General features: G+C 61.0%; 14 protein-coding genes and 2 pseudogenes. 4 read left to right on the forward strand and 12 right to left on the reverse strand.

What is annotated here, in order from left to right; genetic code table 11:
* Nucleotides 1-118 precede the first annotated feature (118 nt).
* Nucleotides 119-400, forward strand: a complete 282-nt coding sequence (locus tag ACUN0G_RS22845; RefSeq protein WP_445574328.1) for a hypothetical protein — start codon at nt 119-121, stop codon at nt 398-400.
* Between the two features lie 508 nt (nt 401-908).
* Here the strand turns inward: ACUN0G_RS22845 and ACUN0G_RS22850 are convergent.
* The 3 genes and pseudogenes from ACUN0G_RS22850 to ACUN0G_RS22860 form a co-directional block, all read right to left on the reverse strand.
* Nucleotides 909-2,253, reverse strand: a pseudogene (locus ACUN0G_RS22850) (amidohydrolase).
* Nucleotides 2,254-2,304: 51 nt separating this feature from the next.
* Nucleotides 2,305-4,464 carry a mechanosensitive ion channel family protein gene (locus ACUN0G_RS22855; RefSeq protein WP_445574329.1) on the reverse strand — a complete coding sequence of 720 codons (2,160 nt, stop codon included), beginning with the start codon at nt 4,462-4,464 and terminating at the stop codon, nt 2,305-2,307.
* Between the two features lie 72 nt (nt 4,465-4,536).
* Nucleotides 4,537-4,713, reverse strand: coding sequence for a hypothetical protein (locus ACUN0G_RS22860; protein WP_010166452.1), 177 nt, complete (start codon nt 4,711-4,713; stop codon nt 4,537-4,539).
* 176 nt (nt 4,714-4,889) lie between these two features.
* Between ACUN0G_RS22860 and yegS the strand changes: the two are divergent.
* Nucleotides 4,890-5,814: pseudogene (gene yegS, locus ACUN0G_RS22865) on the forward strand (lipid kinase YegS); the annotation flags it as partial.
* Here the strand turns inward: yegS and ACUN0G_RS22870 are convergent.
* The 3 genes from ACUN0G_RS22870 to ACUN0G_RS22880 form a co-directional block, all read right to left on the reverse strand.
* Nucleotides 5,776-6,435 (reverse strand): response regulator transcription factor, encoded by a 660-nt coding sequence (locus tag ACUN0G_RS22870; protein WP_258347027.1) that lies wholly within the window; start codon nt 6,433-6,435, stop codon nt 5,776-5,778. The pseudogene yegS and the gene ACUN0G_RS22870 overlap by 39 nt on opposite strands.
* Entirely contained in the window at nt 6,432-7,325 is an 894-nt protein-coding gene (locus tag ACUN0G_RS22875) for a sensor histidine kinase (RefSeq protein WP_445574330.1), read from the reverse strand. The genes ACUN0G_RS22870 and ACUN0G_RS22875 overlap by 4 nt, the downstream gene beginning before the upstream one ends.
* Before the next feature lie 320 nt (nt 7,326-7,645).
* Nucleotides 7,646-8,092 carry a hypothetical protein gene (locus ACUN0G_RS22880; RefSeq protein ID WP_258348566.1) on the reverse strand — a complete coding sequence of 149 codons (447 nt, stop codon included), beginning with the start codon at nt 8,090-8,092 and terminating at the stop codon, nt 7,646-7,648.
* Between the two features lie 552 nt (nt 8,093-8,644).
* On the opposite strand from ACUN0G_RS22880, the gene ACUN0G_RS22885 reads away from it, so the two are divergent.
* Complete coding sequence (locus ACUN0G_RS22885) at nt 8,645-9,580, forward strand: chemotaxis protein CheV (protein WP_017479493.1); 936 nt, start codon at nt 8,645-8,647, stop codon at nt 9,578-9,580.
* Between the two features lie 39 nt (nt 9,581-9,619).
* Nucleotides 9,620-10,426 carry an MOSC domain-containing protein gene (locus tag ACUN0G_RS22890; protein WP_445574331.1) on the forward strand — a complete coding sequence of 269 codons (807 nt, stop codon included), beginning with the start codon at nt 9,620-9,622 and terminating at the stop codon, nt 10,424-10,426.
* Between the two features lie 65 nt (nt 10,427-10,491).
* Here the strand turns inward: ACUN0G_RS22890 and ppnP are convergent, their stop codons facing one another.
* From ppnP to atuC, 6 genes are all read right to left on the reverse strand, one after another.
* Entirely contained in the window at nt 10,492-10,776 is a 285-nt protein-coding gene (gene ppnP, locus ACUN0G_RS22895; RefSeq protein ID WP_014337306.1) for a pyrimidine/purine nucleoside phosphorylase, read from the reverse strand.
* A gap of 47 nt (nt 10,777-10,823) precedes the next feature.
* Complete coding sequence (locus ACUN0G_RS22900) at nt 10,824-11,366, reverse strand: exonuclease domain-containing protein (RefSeq protein ID WP_017479491.1); 543 nt, start codon at nt 11,364-11,366, stop codon at nt 10,824-10,826.
* 71 nt (nt 11,367-11,437) lie between these two features.
* Entirely contained in the window at nt 11,438-13,372 is a 1,935-nt protein-coding gene (locus ACUN0G_RS22905) for an acetyl/propionyl/methylcrotonyl-CoA carboxylase subunit alpha (protein ID WP_445574332.1), read from the reverse strand.
* An 852-nt stretch (nt 13,373-14,224) separates the two neighbouring features.
* Nucleotides 14,225-14,998 (reverse strand): enoyl-CoA hydratase/isomerase family protein, encoded by a 774-nt coding sequence (locus ACUN0G_RS22910; protein ID WP_421526168.1) that lies wholly within the window; start codon nt 14,996-14,998, stop codon nt 14,225-14,227.
* On the reverse strand, nt 14,995-16,152 hold the full coding sequence (atuD, locus tag ACUN0G_RS22915) for a citronellyl-CoA dehydrogenase (RefSeq protein ID WP_003209038.1): 1,158 nt from the start codon (nt 16,150-16,152) through the stop codon (nt 14,995-14,997). Before atuD ends, ACUN0G_RS22910 begins: the two co-directional genes overlap by 4 nt.
* A gap of 70 nt (nt 16,153-16,222) precedes the next feature.
* A complete protein-coding gene (gene atuC / locus ACUN0G_RS22920) occupies nt 16,223-17,839 on the reverse strand; it encodes a geranyl-CoA carboxylase subunit beta (protein WP_445574333.1) in 1,617 nt (538 codons plus the stop codon).
* Between the last annotated feature and the right edge of the window lies 1 nt (nt 17,840).

Here is a 17,840-nt window from a genome sequence, read left to right on the forward strand (position 1 = left end):
CCTGCCGATTTACCCGCTCCACCGTGCCTACTTGCGGCCATCGTGGTTAACGGGGCCCGCAGATCAAAATCAAAAGCAGATCAAAAGCAAGAGCACAGCGGCCTACAGGCCGGCTTGAGTGTTAAAAGCCAAAGCAAAGACCAGAGCGAAAGCAGATCTGCTTTTCTGTGGGAGCGGGCTTGCTCGCGAAAAACCTGAGAGCGCCGCGTTCATTCAGGATGCCAGCGTCATCGTTAACGACCTTCGCGAGCAAGCCCGCTCCCACATTTTTTGGACCGTGCCCGCTTTAGCTTTTGATTTGGCTTTTGCTCTTCAACAGGCCATCGTGGTTGACGGGGCCCGCAGATCAAAATCAAAAGCAGATCAAAAGCAGAGCACAGCGGCCTCCCGGCCGGCTTGAGTGTTAAAAGCAAAAGCAGAGACCAGAGCGAAAACAGATCTACTTTTCTGTGGGAGCGGGCTTGCTCGCGAAAAACCTGAGAGCGCCGCGTTCATTCAGAATGCCCGCGTCATCGTTAACGACCTTCGCGAGCAAGCCCGCTCCCACATTTTTTGGACCGTGCCCGCTTTAGCTTTTGATTTTGCTCTTCAACACTCAAGCCGGCCGGGAGGCCGCTGTGCTCTTGATCTGCTTTTGATCTTGATCTTAGGCGCCCCGTTAAACCACGCTGGCCGAACGCAGGCTTTGGAGCGTGGGTAACCCGGCAGGACGCCGGGTTAGCCGCGCTGGGCCAAGGATGGCCCATCGCGGCGGCCCACGGTCCAAAGCCGGAGTGAGGGCACTCCGAGCCTAGGCGAGGAGCCGAGTGGTGGGGCAAGAGCGTTTTGCTTACTTTTGCGCTCTTCAAAAGTGAGCCGCTGTAAGAGCGGAACCATAGGCGGCCGTTACCTAAATAACGGATATACCCTCAATCCCCCGCATTGGCATACAAATAATCCGTCGCCAACGAAGCCAACGTCCGTACCCCAACCACCAACGCCGACTCATCCACAAAGAACCCCGGATTATGATTCGGCGCCGCCTTGCTCATATCCTGATCCCTAGGCGTCACCCCCAGAAACACAAACAACCCCGGCGCTTCCTTGGCATAAAACGAGAAGTCCTCAGCCCCACCCACCAGCGGGGCGTTGACCACATCTCCCTTTGCCGCCCAACGCAAACTCGGCAGCATCTTCTCGGTCAGCGCCGGGTTGTTAATGGTCGGATCATACTTCTCAATAATCGTCACCTCAGCCTTAGCCCCACCACTCTCGGCAATCTTCTCGACGGTCTGCCGCACATCCGCATGCAGCTTCTGGCGAATGCCATAGTCGTAGGAGCGAATGGTCCCACTCATATCCACCGACTCAGGAATGATGTTGTACCGCGTCCCCCCGTTGATAGTGCCAATACTCACCACCGCCGGAAACGAAGAAATGTCGGTGCGCCGGCTCACCACCGTCTGCAACCCAACGATGGCCTGCGCCCCCACGGTAATCGGATCAATCCCATCCCACGGCCGCCCCGCATGGGTCTGCTTGCCCAGGATCTTGATCCGCAGGTCATCCGAACTCGCCAGGGTAGGCCCCGGCCGATATGCGATCTGCCCCGCAGGCACACCCGCCCACACATGCAGCCCGAACACCGCATCCGGCTTGGGCGATTTCATCACCCCTTCCTGCACCATCATCTTCGCGCCCCAGGTGTTCTTGCCATCGGGGATAAAGTCGCTCGGGCCTTCTTCAGCCGGCTGGAAATAAAACACCACGGTACCCGGCAGACGATCGCGCATGCCCGTCAGAATTTTTGCCGTGCTCAGCAGGATGGCGGTGTGGGCGTCGTGGCCGCAGGCGTGCATCACGTCAACTTCTTTATCGAGGTACACCCCCTTGGCCTTCGAGGCAAAGGGCAGGTCGGACACCTCCTTGACCGGCAGCGCATCCATGTCGGCGCGCAAGGCAACGGTCGGGCCGGGCAGGGCGCCTTTGAGGATCGCGACGACACCCGTGCGGGCGACGCCGGTCTTGACCTCAAGCCCCATCTCCCGCAATTGCTTGGCCACCAGTTCCGCGGTGCGCTTTTCGGTGTTGCCCAGTTCAGGATGGGCGTGGATGTCGCGCCGGGTTTCCAGCAGGGCCGGTTCCAGCACTTTCGCCTGGGCGGCGATTTCTTCGCGGGCACTGTCCTGGCCTGCTGGCGGCGATGACCGCGCTGCTGGCGACACCGCACAGCAGGCCGAATACCCATTGGTGTGTAAGACCGGTCAAACGCATAAGGACTCTCCATGATTATTGTTGTTGATCCTGACGTCATCCGGGCAGCGCTTATCCTTTCTCCTGCACGCCTCCCGCCGCTGTCACTACTTGCACGCTCAAGCGCGGGGTGGCCAGGTCCAGCCCGGCCTCATCGAGGTGACGTTTGAGCGACAAGTTGAACGCCCGCGAAACCTCCCACTGCTTGATCGGCGCGGTCTTGAAGCGGGCGCGAAGAATCGCACTGCCGGACTCGAAACTTTCTACACCCTGAATCTCCAGCGGCGACCAGATATTGCGCCGCTGCAACGGGTCGTTGCGCATCTTCTGCCCGACGTCGCGCATCAGCTTGATGGCGTCGTCGATTTCCATGTTGTACGGAATCGCCACCCGGAAGATCGCGTAGCCGAATTCCCGGGAGTAGTTCTTGATGCTTTTGATCTCACTGAACGGAATTGTGTGCACAATCCCGTCGATGTCCCGCAGGCGCACGGTACGGATGGTCAAGCCTTCGACTGTGCCCAGGTGACCGCCGACATCCACATAGTCATCAATCGCCAGGGAGTCTTCGATAATGATGAACAGGCCGGTGATCAAATCCGCCACCAGCGACTGCGCACCAAAGCCGATGGCCAGGCCGATCACACCGGCACCCGCCAGCAGCGGCGTGACGTTCATGCCCATGTTCGCCAGGGCGACGATGGCGGCAATGATGAAGATGGTCACGAACAGCACGTTGCGAATCAGCGGCATCATCGTCTGCGCACGCGCATTGGCCAAGCCTTTGCGCGAGCGGGTGAGGGCGTGGTGGATCGCGGTGTCGCTGAGGATCCAGATCAGCCAGGCGAACAGCAACGTACCAGCAAGGCCGAACAGCTTGACGCTGATTTCATGGCCGTCGCCTTCGGTAAAGCGAATCAGCGATAGCCCCCAGACCCGCAGGCCCAGTTCGATAAACACCAGCCACACCACCAGGTGGGCGAGGGTGTAGACGAAGCTTTTCAGGCGATCGGAGTACAGCGCATGGCGCTTGTGCCCACGCTGAGGCTTGAGTGAATGGCGGCGCACCAGGCCGTTGATCACCATGCACAGCACCAGCAATACCGTGCACAACAACGACTGGCGCAGGGCGGTGCTGGTGTCACCGGCGGAGACGAAGGTGGCGAACAGCGAGATGCCCACCAGCAGCAACGCCGGCAAGTACCAGAAGGTGCCGACGATCTCGATGGTGTCGCTCAGGGCGCGGCGGGTCAGGCGGCGGGACAGCGGCTGGTTGCGGATCAGGTGCGCAATGGGCCGGCGGAAACGCAGGATGAACACGCCGGTGGACAGCGCGGCCATGACATTGGCGATGGTCGCGGCGACATGGGACAAGTGCTGGCCCAGGCTCTCGGCCAGGCGCGGGTCGCTGACGGCTTCGCCAAAGGCGGCAAAGCTGCCGATCAGCCACAGCGGGCGAAAGGCCTGGTGGCGCAGGATGTACAGCGCGCGGTGGCGGTGCGGGCCGTCCAACACGGAAAACGCGACCACGCAGATCGCCGAGAAGCAGGTGCCCACCACCAACGCATAGGCCAGCACCATCGCCAGGGATTTGCCCAGGGACGAGGGCAGTGCGTAGCTCATGTAGACGGTGATCACCAACGCGATCAGCCATGGCCCGAGCTTGCGCAGGGCGAAGCGCAACAGGTCCCAGGTCTTGGGGTGTTGGGGCAGTTCTTCGGTCAGGCCGAAACGCTCGCGCACCCGGTGGCTGAGCCAGATCAGCACGGCGGCCAGCAGGCTCCAGAGCATCAGGATCATGGCAAAGGCAAAGATGATCGGCAGCCATTCGCTGGCCGGCAGCATCAATGCAGTGAGTTCGTCCTTGGCCAGGTCAAACTCGTTGGACCAGCGATTGATCGGGCTGTCGGCGCCGGAGAACTGTTGCTCCAGGCTGGACAGGGTGCCGCCGATCAAACCGAGTACACCGAGTTCGGCGGCGGGCTGGGCTTTTTGTGTGGTTTCCCGGAGCTTTTTCAGGTCGCTCAGCAGCTTGGTGCGCTGCTGGTCGTTTTCCAGGGTCTTGATCACCTCGTCCAAAGACTGGCCCAACGGGACGTCGGCTTGCGGTTGGGCTTTGGTGTTGCTGCCCAGCAGCCCCGGCAGGCTCACGGCGTGGGCAGGCGCCATGGGCAGCAGGGACAGCAGGCAGATAAACAGGCAACAGGGCAGGGCAAACAGACGGGCAAGCACGAGGCGGTCAACCTTAAAAACGACGAATTAACCGAGTGTACGAGGCCGTCCTGTGCAATGCGAGTGAGATTGTCATTCCGCGAGTTTGGCGAGGATCTTGTAAACCACGGTGCCGAGGATCAGCAGCATGCCGATCCACATGCCGAATACGCCGATGGCTTTGTCGCGAAAGTTGAAGCCGATGGCCAGGAGGATCATGCCGGTCAGGATCGGGATGAGCATGGAGTGGAAGGCGGACATGGTGATCATGGTGCGACGGCCTTGTCGGATGAGAATGGGTGCAAGTCTAGGCGGATTTCGCGAAATGCGAGTTGATCCGTGTCAGAAACGCCACAAACCCGGGTTAATTTCCAAAGCCAATGGCTTTTTTTCGATTGGCCACGGTCAACATCTCTCAGGAACCTTAAACCCAGGAGCATTCATCCATGAGCACACCCAAGGCACTGTTGATTCTGCACGGCAAGCAAGCCCTCAACGAAGAGGTGCGGGCGGCAGTGCAGGGCAAGCGCGAGCAGGGTTGGGAGTTGGCCGTGCGGGTGACATGGGAGGGCGGCGATGCCCAGCGGTTTGTCGATCAGGCCCTCGCCGACGGCTACACGCGGCTGATTGCCGGCGGCGGTGACGGCACGCTGCGGGATGTGGCCGAGGCCATGGCCCGGGCCAAGACCGAGGCGAGCCTGGTGCTGATGCCCCTCGGCACCGCCAACGATTTTGCCCGCGCCGCCGGTGTGCCGCTGGAACCTGAGCAGGCGTTGGACCTGCTGGATGTTCCGGCCCGTGCCATCGACCTGGGCGAAGTGGGTGGGCAGATCTTCCTTAATATGGCCACCGGCGGATTTGGCAGCCAAGTCACCGCCAACACCTCCGAAGACCTGAAGAAGGTCCTCGGCGGCGCAGCCTATCTGTTTACCGGCCTGTCACGTTTCAGTGAGTTGCGTGCGGCCTACGGTGAATTGCAGGGCCCCGACTTCCACTGGCGCGGCGAGCTGCTGGCCTTGGGCATTGGCAACGGGCGCCAGGCCGGTGGCGGGCATGTGCTGTGCCCCGATGCCCTGGCCGATGATGGTTTGCTGGATATCAGCATTCTGCCGGCGCCTCAGGAAGTGGTCGGCACCCTGCGTAGCCTGATGACGGACGGTTGGGGCCTGGACAACATGTTTGTGCGGGCGCGTTTGCCGTGGGTCGAAATCAAGGTGGCCGAAGGGCTGGCGATCAACCTCGACGGCGAGCCGCTCCAGGGTGATGACTTGCACTTTTCGGCCTTGCCCCAGGCGCTGCGCGTGCATTTGCCGACGGATTCGCCGTTGCTGACTAATCGTCCAGGCTGATGATCTGTTCGCGCACCGCAAACAACACCAGGCCCGCCACATCGAAAATCTGCAAGCGCTTCATGATTTGCGAGCGGTGGGCTTCCACGGTCTTGATGCTCAAGCCCAGGCCATGGGCGATTTCCCGGGTGGACTTGCCGCGCACGATCAACCGCAGGATTTCCAGTTGGCGCGCGGTCAGGTTATGGCTGTGGGGCGGCGGGTTGGCCTGGGCCTGATTGCGGATCAGCGCCTGGTTGATCACCGTGTGGGCGATGGCCGGGCTCAGGTAGCGTTCGTTGTTGCGCAAGGCCAGCAGCGCGTGCTCCAGCTCGTTGGCCGTGGTGTCCTTGAGCAGGTAGCCATGGGCGCCGGATTCCAGGGCGCACATGATCAGTTCCGGGTCGGTGTGCATCGACAGGATCAGCACTTTGCTCTTCGGATAGGCCTGCTTGAGGTTCTTCAAGGCATCGAGCCCGCCGGTGTGTTTCATCGACAGGTCGAGCAGCACGATGTCGGGTTGCAGCGCATCGAAGCGCTCCAGCAACTGGGCGCCGTCGCTCGCTTCGCCGATCACCGCGTAGCCGGGAATATCCATGACCAGCGCACGCACGCCGGCCCTGATCAGGGAGTGGTCATCCACCAGGAGTAAGTTGCACGTCACTCTAGAACCTTATGGGGGTTGGCCCGTTCGAGGGCGCGGGGCGCCCAGGGGAAAAGCGCTTCGATCCGTGTGCCAAAGCCTGGCCGGCTATTGACAGACAATGTGCCGCCCAGTTGATCAATCCGCTCGGACATCCCGGCCATGCCCCGTTGACCTTCCTGGGCGGGGTTGATGGCGGGCGAAAAGCCCTGGCCATCATCGCTGATAGACAGTGACAGGCCTTCGGGCAGGCGTTGCAGGCGCACCAGCAGGTTGCGTGCCTGGGCATGTCGCAGCATGTTGGTAACGGCCTCCTGGGTAATGCGAAAGGCGGCAACGGCCATTTCTTCCGGGATGCCGGTGAGCCGTTGATGGCATTCCAGGCTCCAGTTTACCTGGGTGTTTTCCAGGGTCTTGAGCAGGTGCGCCCGCAGGCTCGCCTCCAGCCCCAGGCTGGCCAACTGCCGGGGATTGAGGATGGCCGACACGTCCTGCACCTTGGCCAGGGTTTCGTTCAGGGTGTTGCACAGCACTGCGCAATGGCCTTGCAGGTCTTCCGGCAGGCGGCGTTTGAGCCATTCACTTTGCAGCTTGGCGGCGGTCAACAGTTGGCCTATATCGTCGTGCAATTCACGGCTCAGGCGATGCCGTTCGTTTTCCTGGACCTGCAACAGACGTTCGGCCAGTTCCTGGGGCTGGAACTTGATGGACTTGCGTGAGCGCCACTGTTGCAGGCCCACCACCAACAGGGTGGCCAGGTTCAATAACAGCAGGGCCAAAGGAAGCTCGGCCGAGCGTGCATAAGCCCACAGGCTAAGCAGGCACGAACACAGGCACAGCGCGAGGGTCATCCTGCGTGCATTGCTTCGGGACACGGACCTTGCGATGAGTGACTTCAGGCTGGCGTACATAGGAGGCGCATTTCACGTTTATATGCATCATGAAGTTGAGTCACTTCGAGCGGGGCATGGTACCACCACTATTACCGTTGGTCGCCTTTCGCCGAGCGTGATGAGGCGTATTAATCACGGCTGCGCCTCGGGAGGTAGTCCCGGAGTTCAAAGAGTGGGGGAGTTGTATCATTGAAGTTGTTTTGTATCGGTATTGTCGTTAGTGGCTTATTGATATTTTTCGGCTAACGACTACGTCATTTGTGATTAGTTGTGGCTGTCGTTTTTGGATAAATGAGTGATTGATTGCGACATTTTTGCCGGATAAATGCGAAGAGGACTCAAAAGGCGGAGGGCATGCGTTGCTGTTGTGTGTAGCCAAAGTCGCTTTGCGGGATGTGTTGCACGACGGTGGCAATCAACACGGTTTGTTCGGTTTCATCCAGGCTGAGTTTGCCGGTTTTGGTGTCGATCAATTCCAGTTGCCAGGCCAGCAATGTGAGGCAGTTGTGCAATGCATCAAGTGCTTCATCATGTAACTGCAAGGGGCTGGCGGCATTGCTGATCAGGTACTGGATGTGCCGTGAAAACTCGCTGATCGCCCGCAGGGCCAAGGCTTCTGACTTTTCCGAGAGCTTGATCAGGCTGGCTTTCATGCAGTCGATGGCGTCGCTGTCGTTGCGGATCAAATGCAGGTGGCTCAAGCATTCTTCAGACTTGGCCAGCAACATCTCCGCTTCGAGCAGGAACTCGGGAAGTGCAAGTTGCCACTCTTTGCCGTCGTTCATCATGCAAGTCTCCATAACATACCGTCGGATGATGAGATGTCGTACCGGGTGAATGGCGTAAAACTACCGCTGAAATATGACGAAGATCTGTAGGTCAGATCCGACTTTTCCGTAGGAAATTTATTTGAATAACGGTCGGGCTCGTCCGGGCTCCCCATAATCTTCAGGGTTGTTCGCACAACTACTTCGGTTGCCAAGACGTAAGTCTCTGGACGACCCCTCGGCCGCGGGCTTGCGATAGCAAACAAAAGCCTGACTCCATTCATGCAATGAGAATGGCGTCACATTAATGGCTATTAGATATCGCGAATATCAGGTTGGTCCTGATTGTGGATAGGGGAATCCCTTACATAGGGGAACCTCGCGCTGACTTTACGGTCGCGCGGCGGCGGTGATGGGCGTTGTGGTGAAGCTGGCTCAGTAAAGCATGATGTCAGTGTGACATCAATGGATTTGCATGGCATTTTAGTGGGGGGTCAAGGTCCGGCGATTGCCGCCGATAACCCTCTTCAGTGACCAGCACTATCCATCCGCTAAACCCAGGAGTCTTTAATGGCCGGCATTCTCGACACGGTAGATCAACGCACACAATTGGTGGGTGAGAATCGCCTGGAGATCCTCATGTTTCGCCTGGCCGGGCGGCAGCTGTTCGCGATCAACGTGTTCAAGGTGCAGGAAGTGCTGCAACTGCCCAAGTTGACCCTGATGCCCCAGCGCCATCCGTTTGTCTGCGGCGTGGTCAACTTGCGTGGCCAGACGTTGCCGGTGATCGACCTGTCCCAGGCGATTGGGATGCGCCCGCTGATTCCGGGGCCCAACAGCACCATTATCGTCACCGAGTACAACCGCTCTGTGCAGGCATTCCTGGTGGGCGGCGTCGACCGCATCGTCAACATGAACTGGGAGGCGATCCTGCCACCTCCGGCGAGTGCCGGGCGCCAGCATTACCTGACGGCCATCAGCAAGGTCGACGACCAGTTGGTGGAAATCATCGACGTGGAAAAAGTCCTCGCCGAAATCGTGCCCTACAACGCCAAGGTCTCCCGCGAGAAACTCGAAGACCCGGTGCTGGAACGCGCCCGCGGCCGTGAAGTGCTGCTGGTGGATGACTCCAACGTCGCCCTCTCGCAACTGCGTGACACCCTCGGCCAGTTGGGGGTGAAGATGCACATCGCCAGCGATGGCCTCAAGGCCCTGAACATGCTCAAGGGTTGGGCCGACAGCGGCCAGGTGATGACCGACAAACTGTTGATGATCTTCACCGACGCCGAAATGCCCGAGATGGACGGCTACCGCCTGACCACCGAGATTCGCAACGACCCGCGCCTGCGGGGCCTGTACGTGGTGTTGCACACGTCGTTGTCCGGCAGCTTCAACGATTCGATGGTGAAGAAGGTCGGTTGCGACAACTTCCTCTCCAAGTTCCAGCCCGACAAGTTGGTGGACGTGGTGCGTCAGCGCCTGATGCTGGACGAAGTACCGGCTTGAGCTTAGGGTGACGGCTTTACCCCTCAGGAATGCAGGCCCATGCTTCGTCTCAGCGCGTTGTACCGATACCCCTTGAAGTCCGGCAAGGGTGAAACCTTGCATCAGATTGGCCTGGACACACTCGGGCTCGACGGGGATCGACGCTGGATGTTGGTGGACGAGGCCAGCGGGCGTTTCCTGACCCAGCGGGCCGTGGCCAAGATGAGCCAGCTGTCGGCGCTGTGGAATAGCGCCGGTGGCCTGACCTTGAGCGCCGAAGGCCAACCTGCCCTTGACGTGCCACTGCCCGGCAGCGATGCCGAGTTGCGCGGCGTGACCATCTGGCGCGACACCTTGCGCGTGCCCGACGCCGGTGATGAAGCGGGCGCCTGGGTCAGCGAGTTCATTGGCAAACCCACGCGCCTGGTGCAAGTGCCACTGGCGCGTGCGCGCACTACCGAGGCCGGCTACGGCAAGGACGATGACAAGGTCGCATTTGCCGATGGTTTTCCGTTGCTGTTGATTGGCCAGGCGTCCCTGGATGACTTGTCGCAGCGCGTCGGTCGGCCCATGGAAATGCTGCGTTTCCGTCCCAACCTGGTGATCGAAGGCAGCGAAGCGTTTGCCGAGGACGGCTGGAAGCGGGTACGGATTGGCGACGTTGAGTTTCGCGTGGTCAAGTCCTGCTCACGCTGCATCCTGACCACCATCGACCCGGCGAGCGGTGAACGCAGTGCCGACCGCGAACCGCTGGCCACCCTCAAGACTTATCGTGAGCACGAGGGCGATGTGATGTTTGGGCAGAACCTGGTCAACGATGGGGTGGGCCGCCTGGAAGTCGGTATGCCGGTGACTGTCCTGGAGTAAGCAACCCTGAAATGAAAAATGCCCGTCTCGCAAGAGACGGGCATTTTTTATGGCTGGCGCAAAGATCAGCCGCGGTATTCGCACAGGTAAGCCGTGTCGACCGCGACCTTCAGCTGGAACTTGCTGTTGGCTGGCACGTTGAACTGGCTACCGGCCTCGAAGGTTTCCCAGTCTGTGCTGTCTGGCAGCTTGACGGTCAGCGCGCCCGACACCACGTGCATGATTTCACGCTGGGCGGTGCCGAACTCGTATTCACCCGGGGCCATGACGCCGATGGTCGCCGGACCTTCTGCAGTGCCGAAAGCGATCGACTTGACGGTGCCGTCGAAGTACTCGTTGACTTTAAACATGGGCGAATCCTCGGAAAAGGGTCAAGAAAGGTCGGCCAGTATGCCTTCTACACGGGCAAAATCAACGGCAGCAGCCGTGCGGTGTTGCGCGCATCTTCCAGCGCCCGATGCTGCTGGCCATGGAACTGCATGCCCGCCAGTTGCAGCGCGCCGTTGAGCCCCAGGGGCTTGTCCAGGCGCCGGGCCTTGGCGAAGCGCTGCTTGAGGTTCACGTGGGGCGTCTGGCCCAGCACACTGCTCAAGCCATGGCGCTGCCACTCCAGCTCCAGTTGCTGGCGGTCGTAATCGCCCCAGCTCGCCCAGCCTTCCAGGCGTGCCTGGTGTTGACCGAGCCAGCGTTCGAACAGCGGCCACACCTCATTCAACGGCGCGGCAGCATCGATGTTCGCTTGGGTGATGTGGGTCAACTGGCGGCAGAACGGCGTCAGCAACGGCCTGCGCAGCGGCCGCACGAAACGCTGGAAATGGTCCAGCTCACGGCCCTGGCGGTTGACCAGGCTCACGCCGATTTCGATGATTTCCATCTCGGTCACGGGCCAGCCGCCTTCATCCGTTGTGGCTTCAAGATCAATAATCAGCCAATGAGGCATCGCAGGTTCCCGTACTCTTCCCGTCCTGATGGGGATAGAGCGTAGCTAAGCCTGCTAGTTCCGCCCAGGGCTTACTCGATCTCCAGCAAAATCTGACGGATCCTGACCTGATCTCCCGCAACCGCCTGGATTCGCTTGACCACACCACTCATGCCGGCCTTGAGGGGGTGCTCCATTTTCATCGCTTCCAGCACCAGCAATAGCTGGCCCTGGGTAACTGAATCGCCTTCGCTGACCCTGACCTCGACAATTGCCCCATCCATCGGCGCCTTGACCGTGCCGTCGCTGGCCTCGGTCTGGCGGGTGGCAACGGTTTGGGTTCGATCATCGATGCACACGCCAGGCAGCCAGAGCCGAGTGCCTTGCAGGTGGTAGGCGATGCGACGGCGGATACCGTTGAGCACGGCGATAGCCCAGCGTCCGTCGGTGGTGAGGTCGCGTATTTCGACGGCGTGCTGATCAATGTCGACCTGCAGGCAATTGTCCGCCAGCACACTGAGGCTGATTGTCCGGTGCTCATCCTGTTCGGCGAGTTGGTAACTCCACGGCACGCTGGCGTTGTTGCGCCAGCCGGATAACGGCTTGGAATGAGCGCTGGCGCTGTGCTGGTAAAACAGCGCGGCGGCCAATGCCAGTTCTTCGTGGGTCGCGTGGGTTCGGGCGATGTCGTTGAAATGCTCGGCGATAAAGCCGGTGCTGAAGTCCGCGGCGACAAACCGGGGATGCTTGAGCAGGCTGGCCAGCAGGCGCTGATTGGTGGATACACCCAGGAGTACGCTGTCTTCCACGGCCCTGACCAATTTGCGCCGAGCCTCTTCACGGGTGGCGCCGTGGGCGATGATCTTGCCCAGCATCGGGTCGTAGAACGGTGTGATGCGTTGGCCTTCCAGCACACCATGATCGATGCGCACACCAGCCGCCGGTTCCCAGCGCAGCACGTCGCCGGTTTGCGGCAGGAAGCCCTGGGCCGGGTCTTCGGCGTACAGGCGTACTTCCATGGCGTGGCCGCTCAGGATTACTTGGTCCTGACTCAGGGGAAGTGGCTGGCCGGCGGCGATCTGCAGTTGCCAGGCGACGAGGTCGAGGCCGGTGATCAGTTCGGTGACCGGGTGTTCGACCTGGAGGCGGGTGTTCATTTCCAGGAAGTAGAAGTTGCCGTTGCGGTCGAGGAGGAATTCGACGGTGCCGGCGCCGACGTAATTGACGGCGCGGGCGACCTTGAGGGCGGCTTCACCCATGGTTTGGCGTAGCTCGCCGGTCATGACGGGGCAGGGGGCTTCTTCGATGATTTTTTGATGGCGGCGCTGGATCGAGCAGTCGCGTTCGCCGAGGTAGATCAGGTTGCCGTGGGTGTCGCCGAACAGTTGGATTTCGACGTGGCGGGGGTCGATCAGGGCTTGTTCGAGGATCAGTTCGGCGCTGCCGAAGGCGTTTTGTGCTTCGGAGCGGGCGGTGCGCAGGTGTTCCAGCAGGGTGTCGGGGCTGTGCACCAGGCGCATGCCGCGACCGCCGCCGCCGGCGCTTGCCTTGATCATCAGCGGGTAGCCGATTTGGTCGGCTTGCTGTTGCAGGGTTGGGTCATCCTGGTCGGGGCCTTGGTAGCCTTTGATGCAGGGGACGCCGGCGTTGAGCATGGCGACTTTTGAAAGGCGTTTGCTGCCCATCAGTTCGATGGCTTCGGGGCTGGGGCCGATGAAGGTCAGGCCGGCGTTTGCGCAGGCGCGTGCGAAGTCGGGGTTTTCGGAGAGGAAGCCGTAGCCGGGGTGGATGGCGTCGGCGCCGGTGCGGTGGGCGGCGTTGAGGATGGCTTCGATGTTCAGGTAGGACTGGGTGACCGGGGCGGGGCCGATGTTGATGGCTTCGTCGGCCATCTGGACGTGCAGGGCATCGGTGTCGGCTTCGCTGTAGATCGCTACCGTGCGGTAGCCCAGGGATTGGGCGGTGCGCTGGATGCGGCAGGCGATTTCGCCACGGTTGGCTATGAGGATTTTGTTGAACATCGGCATGGTGGTGGTCCTTGGCTCGTCGGGTACATATCCGTTTCTTCGGTAACGGCTGCTTATGGTTCCGCTCTTACAGCGGCTCACTTTGGAAAAGCCCCAAAGTAAGCAAAGGGCTCTGCCCCGCCTGTCGGCGCCTCGCCTAGGCTCGGCGTTCCCTCACTCCGGCACTGCTCCGCGGGCCGCCGCGACGGGCCATCCATGGCCCGGCGCGGCTAAACCGGCGTCCTGCCGGTTTACCCGCTCCGCACTGCCTGCGTTCGGCCTCGGGCTGAATGGGGCAGTCAGATCAAAATCAAGATCAAAAGCAAAAGCACAGCGGCCTCCCGGCCGGCTTGAGTGTTAAAAGCAAAGGCAAGATCCAGAGCGAAAACAGATCTGCTTTTCTGTGGGAGCGGGCTTGCTCGCGAAAAACCTGAGGTCGCCGCGTTCATCCAGAATGCCCGCGTCATCGTTAACGACCTTCGCGAGCAAGCCCGCTCCCACATTTTTTGGACCGTGCCCGCTTTAGATTTTGATTTGGCTTTTGCTCTTCAACACTCAAGCCGGCCGGTAGGCCGCTGTGCTCTTGATCTGCTTTTGATCTTGATCTTAGGCGCCCCGTTAAACCACGCTGGCCGAACGCAGGCTTTGGAGCGTGGGTAACCCGGCAGGACGCCGGGTTAGCCGTCCTGGGCCAGGGATGGCCCATGACGGCGGCCCACGGTCCAAAGCCGGAGTGAGGGCACACCGAGCCTAAGCGAGGTGCCGAGTGGTGGGGCAAGAGCGTTTTGGTTACTTTTGCGCTTTTCAAAAGTGACCCGCTGTAAGAGCGGAACCATAAGCGGCCATCACCGCAGAAACGGATATGCCCCCAATTCATCGCGCCCACCGAGGCGTCCGCTTCTGCACAAAAGCCTGAGTCCCCTCAATCCCTTCCTCCCCACAAACCGCCTCGGCAAACCACTCAGCCGCCTGGTCCAGCAGCGGCCCCAAGGCCTGCTCACCACTGGCCAAGACCAACGCCTTGGTCCGCGCATTAGCCCCCGGAGCACAACGCAAAACCTGCCCCAACACCTCATCCACCCGCTCCGCCAACGCCTGGGGATCGTGCTCCACAAAATGCACCAACCCCAATCGCAGCGCCTCAACCCCATCAAACCGCGCCGCCGTCAAAGCCAACCGCCGCGCCTGAGTCAACCCGATACGCTTCACCACAAACGGCGCAATCTGCGCCGGCAACAGCCCAAGGCTGGTCTCCGGCAACCCAAACTGCGCCTGATGATCCGCAATCGCCACATCACTGACACACACCAACCCCAACCCGCCCCCCAGCACCGCACCCTGGAGCACCACAATCACCACCTGCGGCAGCGCTTCAACCTCCTGCAACAGCGTGCCAAACGCCCGGTTCAACGCCTGCAACCCACCCGTGGCCCCCGCGCGCGCCATGTCCTTCACATCCCCGCCCGCCGAAAAATGCCCACCGGCGCCGCTGATAACCACCGCCCGCAAGGCTTTATCCCCGGCCACACCGGCCAGTACCGAACGCAACTCGGTCACCATCTCAAGGCTCATGGCATTGCGGCTGTCAGGCCGATTGAGCGTCACATGCAACACCCCGTTATGCGGCTCCAGCAACAACGTATTCACGACTTTTTCCCCGGCAAGGTGCCCATCAATTTGCAGATGATCCCCAGCATGATCTCGTCCGCCCCACCGCCAATCGACACCAGCCGCACATCCCGGTAAGCCCGGGCCACCGGGTTGTCCCACATGAACCCCATGCCGCCCCAATATTGCAGGCAACTGTCGCTGACTTCGCGCCCCAGGCGCCCGGCCTTGAGCTTGGCCATGGAGGCCAGGCGCGTCACGTCCTGGCCCTTGATGTACTGCTCGGTGGCCTGGTACACCAGCGCCCGCAGGCATTCGATTTCGGTGGACAGCTCGGCCAGGCGAAAGTGGATCACCTGGTTGTCGATCAATGCCTTGCCGAAGGTCTTGCGCTCCTTGCAGTAGTCGATGGTGCTGTCGATGCAGTACTCCAAGCCCTTGACCATATTGGCCGCGCCGAACAGACGTTCTTCCTGGAACTGCAGCATCTGCATCATGAACCCCGCGCCTTCATGGCCGATGCGGTTGCGCTGGGGGATGCGCACGTCGTCGAAAAACACCTGGGCGGTTTCCGAACTGTGCATGCCGAGCTTTTCCAGGGGCGGGCTGACGCTGATGCCCGGGGTGTTCATCGGCACCATGATCAGCGACTTGTTGATGTGCGGCTTGTCGTCCGAGGTGTTGGCCAAAAGGCAGATAAAGTCGGCGCTGGGGGAGTTGGTGATCCACATCTTGCTGCCGTTGATCACATAGTCGGTGCCGTCCTTGCGGGCATGGGTTTTCAGCCCGGCCACGTCGGAGCCGGCGCCGGTTTCCGAGACGCCGATGCAGCCCACTTGTTCGCCGCTGATGGCCGGGCGCAGGAATTCTTCGCGTAACTCATCGGAGCCGAAGCGGGCCAGGGCCGGGGTGCACATGTCGGTTTGCACGCCGATGGACATTGGGATGCCGCCGCAACGGATGCTGCCGAATTCTTCGGCGGCGACGATGGAGTAGCTGTAGTCGAGACCCATGCCGCCGAACTTTTCCGGTTTGGAGATGCCCAGCAAACCGAGGTCGCCGGCCTTGCGGAAGATCTCGTGGATCGGGAAGCGTCCGGCCTTTTCCCATTCATCGACGTGGGGGTTGATCTCGCGCTCGACAAAGCCACGGACGGTGCGGCGCAGTGCTTCGTGTTCCTGGGTGAAGATCATTTTATTGTTCTCCCTATGGGGACGCGGAGCGTCCCGGGCTGCATTCCCACGCGGGGCGTGGGAACGATCATCAAAACCGCGCTGCACCAAAGCTGTTGGGCTGTAGTTGCCGCACTTCGGCCTCGTGGCAGATGTCCAGCAGAAACCCGAGCAGGGTTCGTGTATCCCGTGGATCAATCAGCCCGTCGTCCCACAGGTTTGCGCTGCCGTAGAGGGCGGTGGACTGGCTGTCGAGTTTCTGGGCAGTGACCTGTTCGAGCATGTCGAGTACCTTGGGGTCGGGCACCAGGCCGTCTTTCAGTTGCTTGGCTTCGGTGACGATTCGCAGCACCTTGCCCGCCTGGGCGCCGCCCATCACGGCGGTGCGGCTGTTGGGCCAGGCGAAGATGAAACGTGGGTCGAGGCCGCGGCCGCACATTGCGTAGTTGCCGGCGCCGTAGGAGCCGCCGACGACGATGGTCAATTTCGGCACCCGGGCATTGGCCACCGCCTGGATCATCTTCGCGCCATGCTTGATCACGCCTTGCTGCTCCGACTCGGTGCCGACCATGAAACCGGTGGTGTTGTGGAAGAACAGCAGCGGCGTCTGGCTCTGGTCGCACAGCTGGATAAATTGCGCGGCCTTGCTCGCGCCCTTCGGGGTGATCGGCCCGTTGTTGCCGATAAAACCACAGGCGCGACCCTGGATATGCAAATGGCCACAGACGGTGTGCGGGTCGAACTCGCCCTTGAACTCCAGGAAGTTGGAACCGTCCGCCAGTCGCGCGATGATTTCGCGCACGTCGTAGGGCTTTTTCGGATCGTCGGGGATCAGCCCCAACAGCTCTTCAATCGGGTACAGCGGCTCGCTATAAGCGCGCTTTGGCACAGGCGGCAAGCGGTCATCCCACGGCAACAGGCTGACAATTTCGCGCACGATGCGCACACCGTCAGCGTCGTTTTCCGCCAGGTATTCGGCGGTGCCGGCGGTTTGCGCGTGCATCTCGGCGCCGCCCAGTTCTTCATCGGTGGCGACTTCGCCGGTAGCCGCCTTGAGCAGCGGCGGGCCGGCCAAAAACAGCTTGGCCTTGCCACGCACCACCACCACGTAATCCGACAGCCCCGGCTGATAGGCGCCGCCCGCCGTGGCCGAGCCATGCACCACGGTGATCTGCGGCAACCCCATGGCCGACATCCGCGCCTGGTTGGCAAAGCTGCGTGCGCCTTCGACGAAAATCTCCGCCGCGTAGTTGAGGTTGGCGCCGCCGCTTTCCGCCAGGGTCACCACTGGCAGTTTGTTTTCCATGGCGATCTGTTGCAGGCGCAGGGATTTTTTCAGGCCCGAGGGGGAAATGGTCCCACCTTTGATGGCGCTGTTGTTGGCCACCACCAGCATGCGTACGCCGCTGACGTAGCCGATGCCGGCAATCAACCCGCCACCGGCAGCGCTGCCGTCCTTGTCGTCGTGCAGTTTGTAGCCGGCCAGGCTCGCCAGTTCGAGGAACGGCGCGCCTGGGTCCAGCAGCAAATTCAGGCGTTCCCGTGGCAGCAGTTGCCCGCGCTTGTCGAACTTGGCCTTGGCTTCGGCGGCCTTGCTCAGCAGGTTTTGCTCCAGCTGGCGCAGTTGATTGACGCCTGTGAGCATCGCCTCGCGGTTCTGCGCGAATTGCGGGCTGTGGGCGTCGAGTTGCGAGTCGATCACCGGCATG

The organism is Pseudomonas sp. 32A, from assembly GCF_052682255.1.

Coding starts and splice junctions, on each gene's coding strand:
- ACUN0G_RS22905 (WP_445574332.1), bottom strand. CDS start 13,372: ATGCCGATGTTCAACAAAATCCTCATAGCCAACCGTGGCGAAATCGCC.
- ppnP (WP_014337306.1), bottom strand. CDS start 10,776: ATGTTTAAAGTCAACGAGTACTTCGACGGCACCGTCAAGTCGATCGCT.
- atuC (WP_445574333.1), bottom strand. CDS start 17,839: ATGCCGGTGATCGACTCGCAACTCGACGCCCACAGCCCGCAATTCGCG.
- atuD (WP_003209038.1), bottom strand. CDS start 16,152: ATGATCTTCACCCAGGAACACGAAGCACTGCGCCGCACCGTCCGTGGC.
- ACUN0G_RS22890 (WP_445574331.1), top strand. CDS start 9,620: ATGCTTCGTCTCAGCGCGTTGTACCGATACCCCTTGAAGTCCGGCAAG.
- ACUN0G_RS22875 (WP_445574330.1), bottom strand. CDS start 7,325: ATGTACGCCAGCCTGAAGTCACTCATCGCAAGGTCCGTGTCCCGAAGC.
- ACUN0G_RS22880 (WP_258348566.1), bottom strand. CDS start 8,092: ATGAACGACGGCAAAGAGTGGCAACTTGCACTTCCCGAGTTCCTGCTC.
- ACUN0G_RS22900 (WP_017479491.1), bottom strand. CDS start 11,366: ATGCCTCATTGGCTGATTATTGATCTTGAAGCCACAACGGATGAAGGC.
- ACUN0G_RS22860 (WP_010166452.1), bottom strand. CDS start 4,713: ATGATCACCATGTCCGCCTTCCACTCCATGCTCATCCCGATCCTGACC.
- ACUN0G_RS22885 (WP_017479493.1), top strand. CDS start 8,645: ATGGCCGGCATTCTCGACACGGTAGATCAACGCACACAATTGGTGGGT.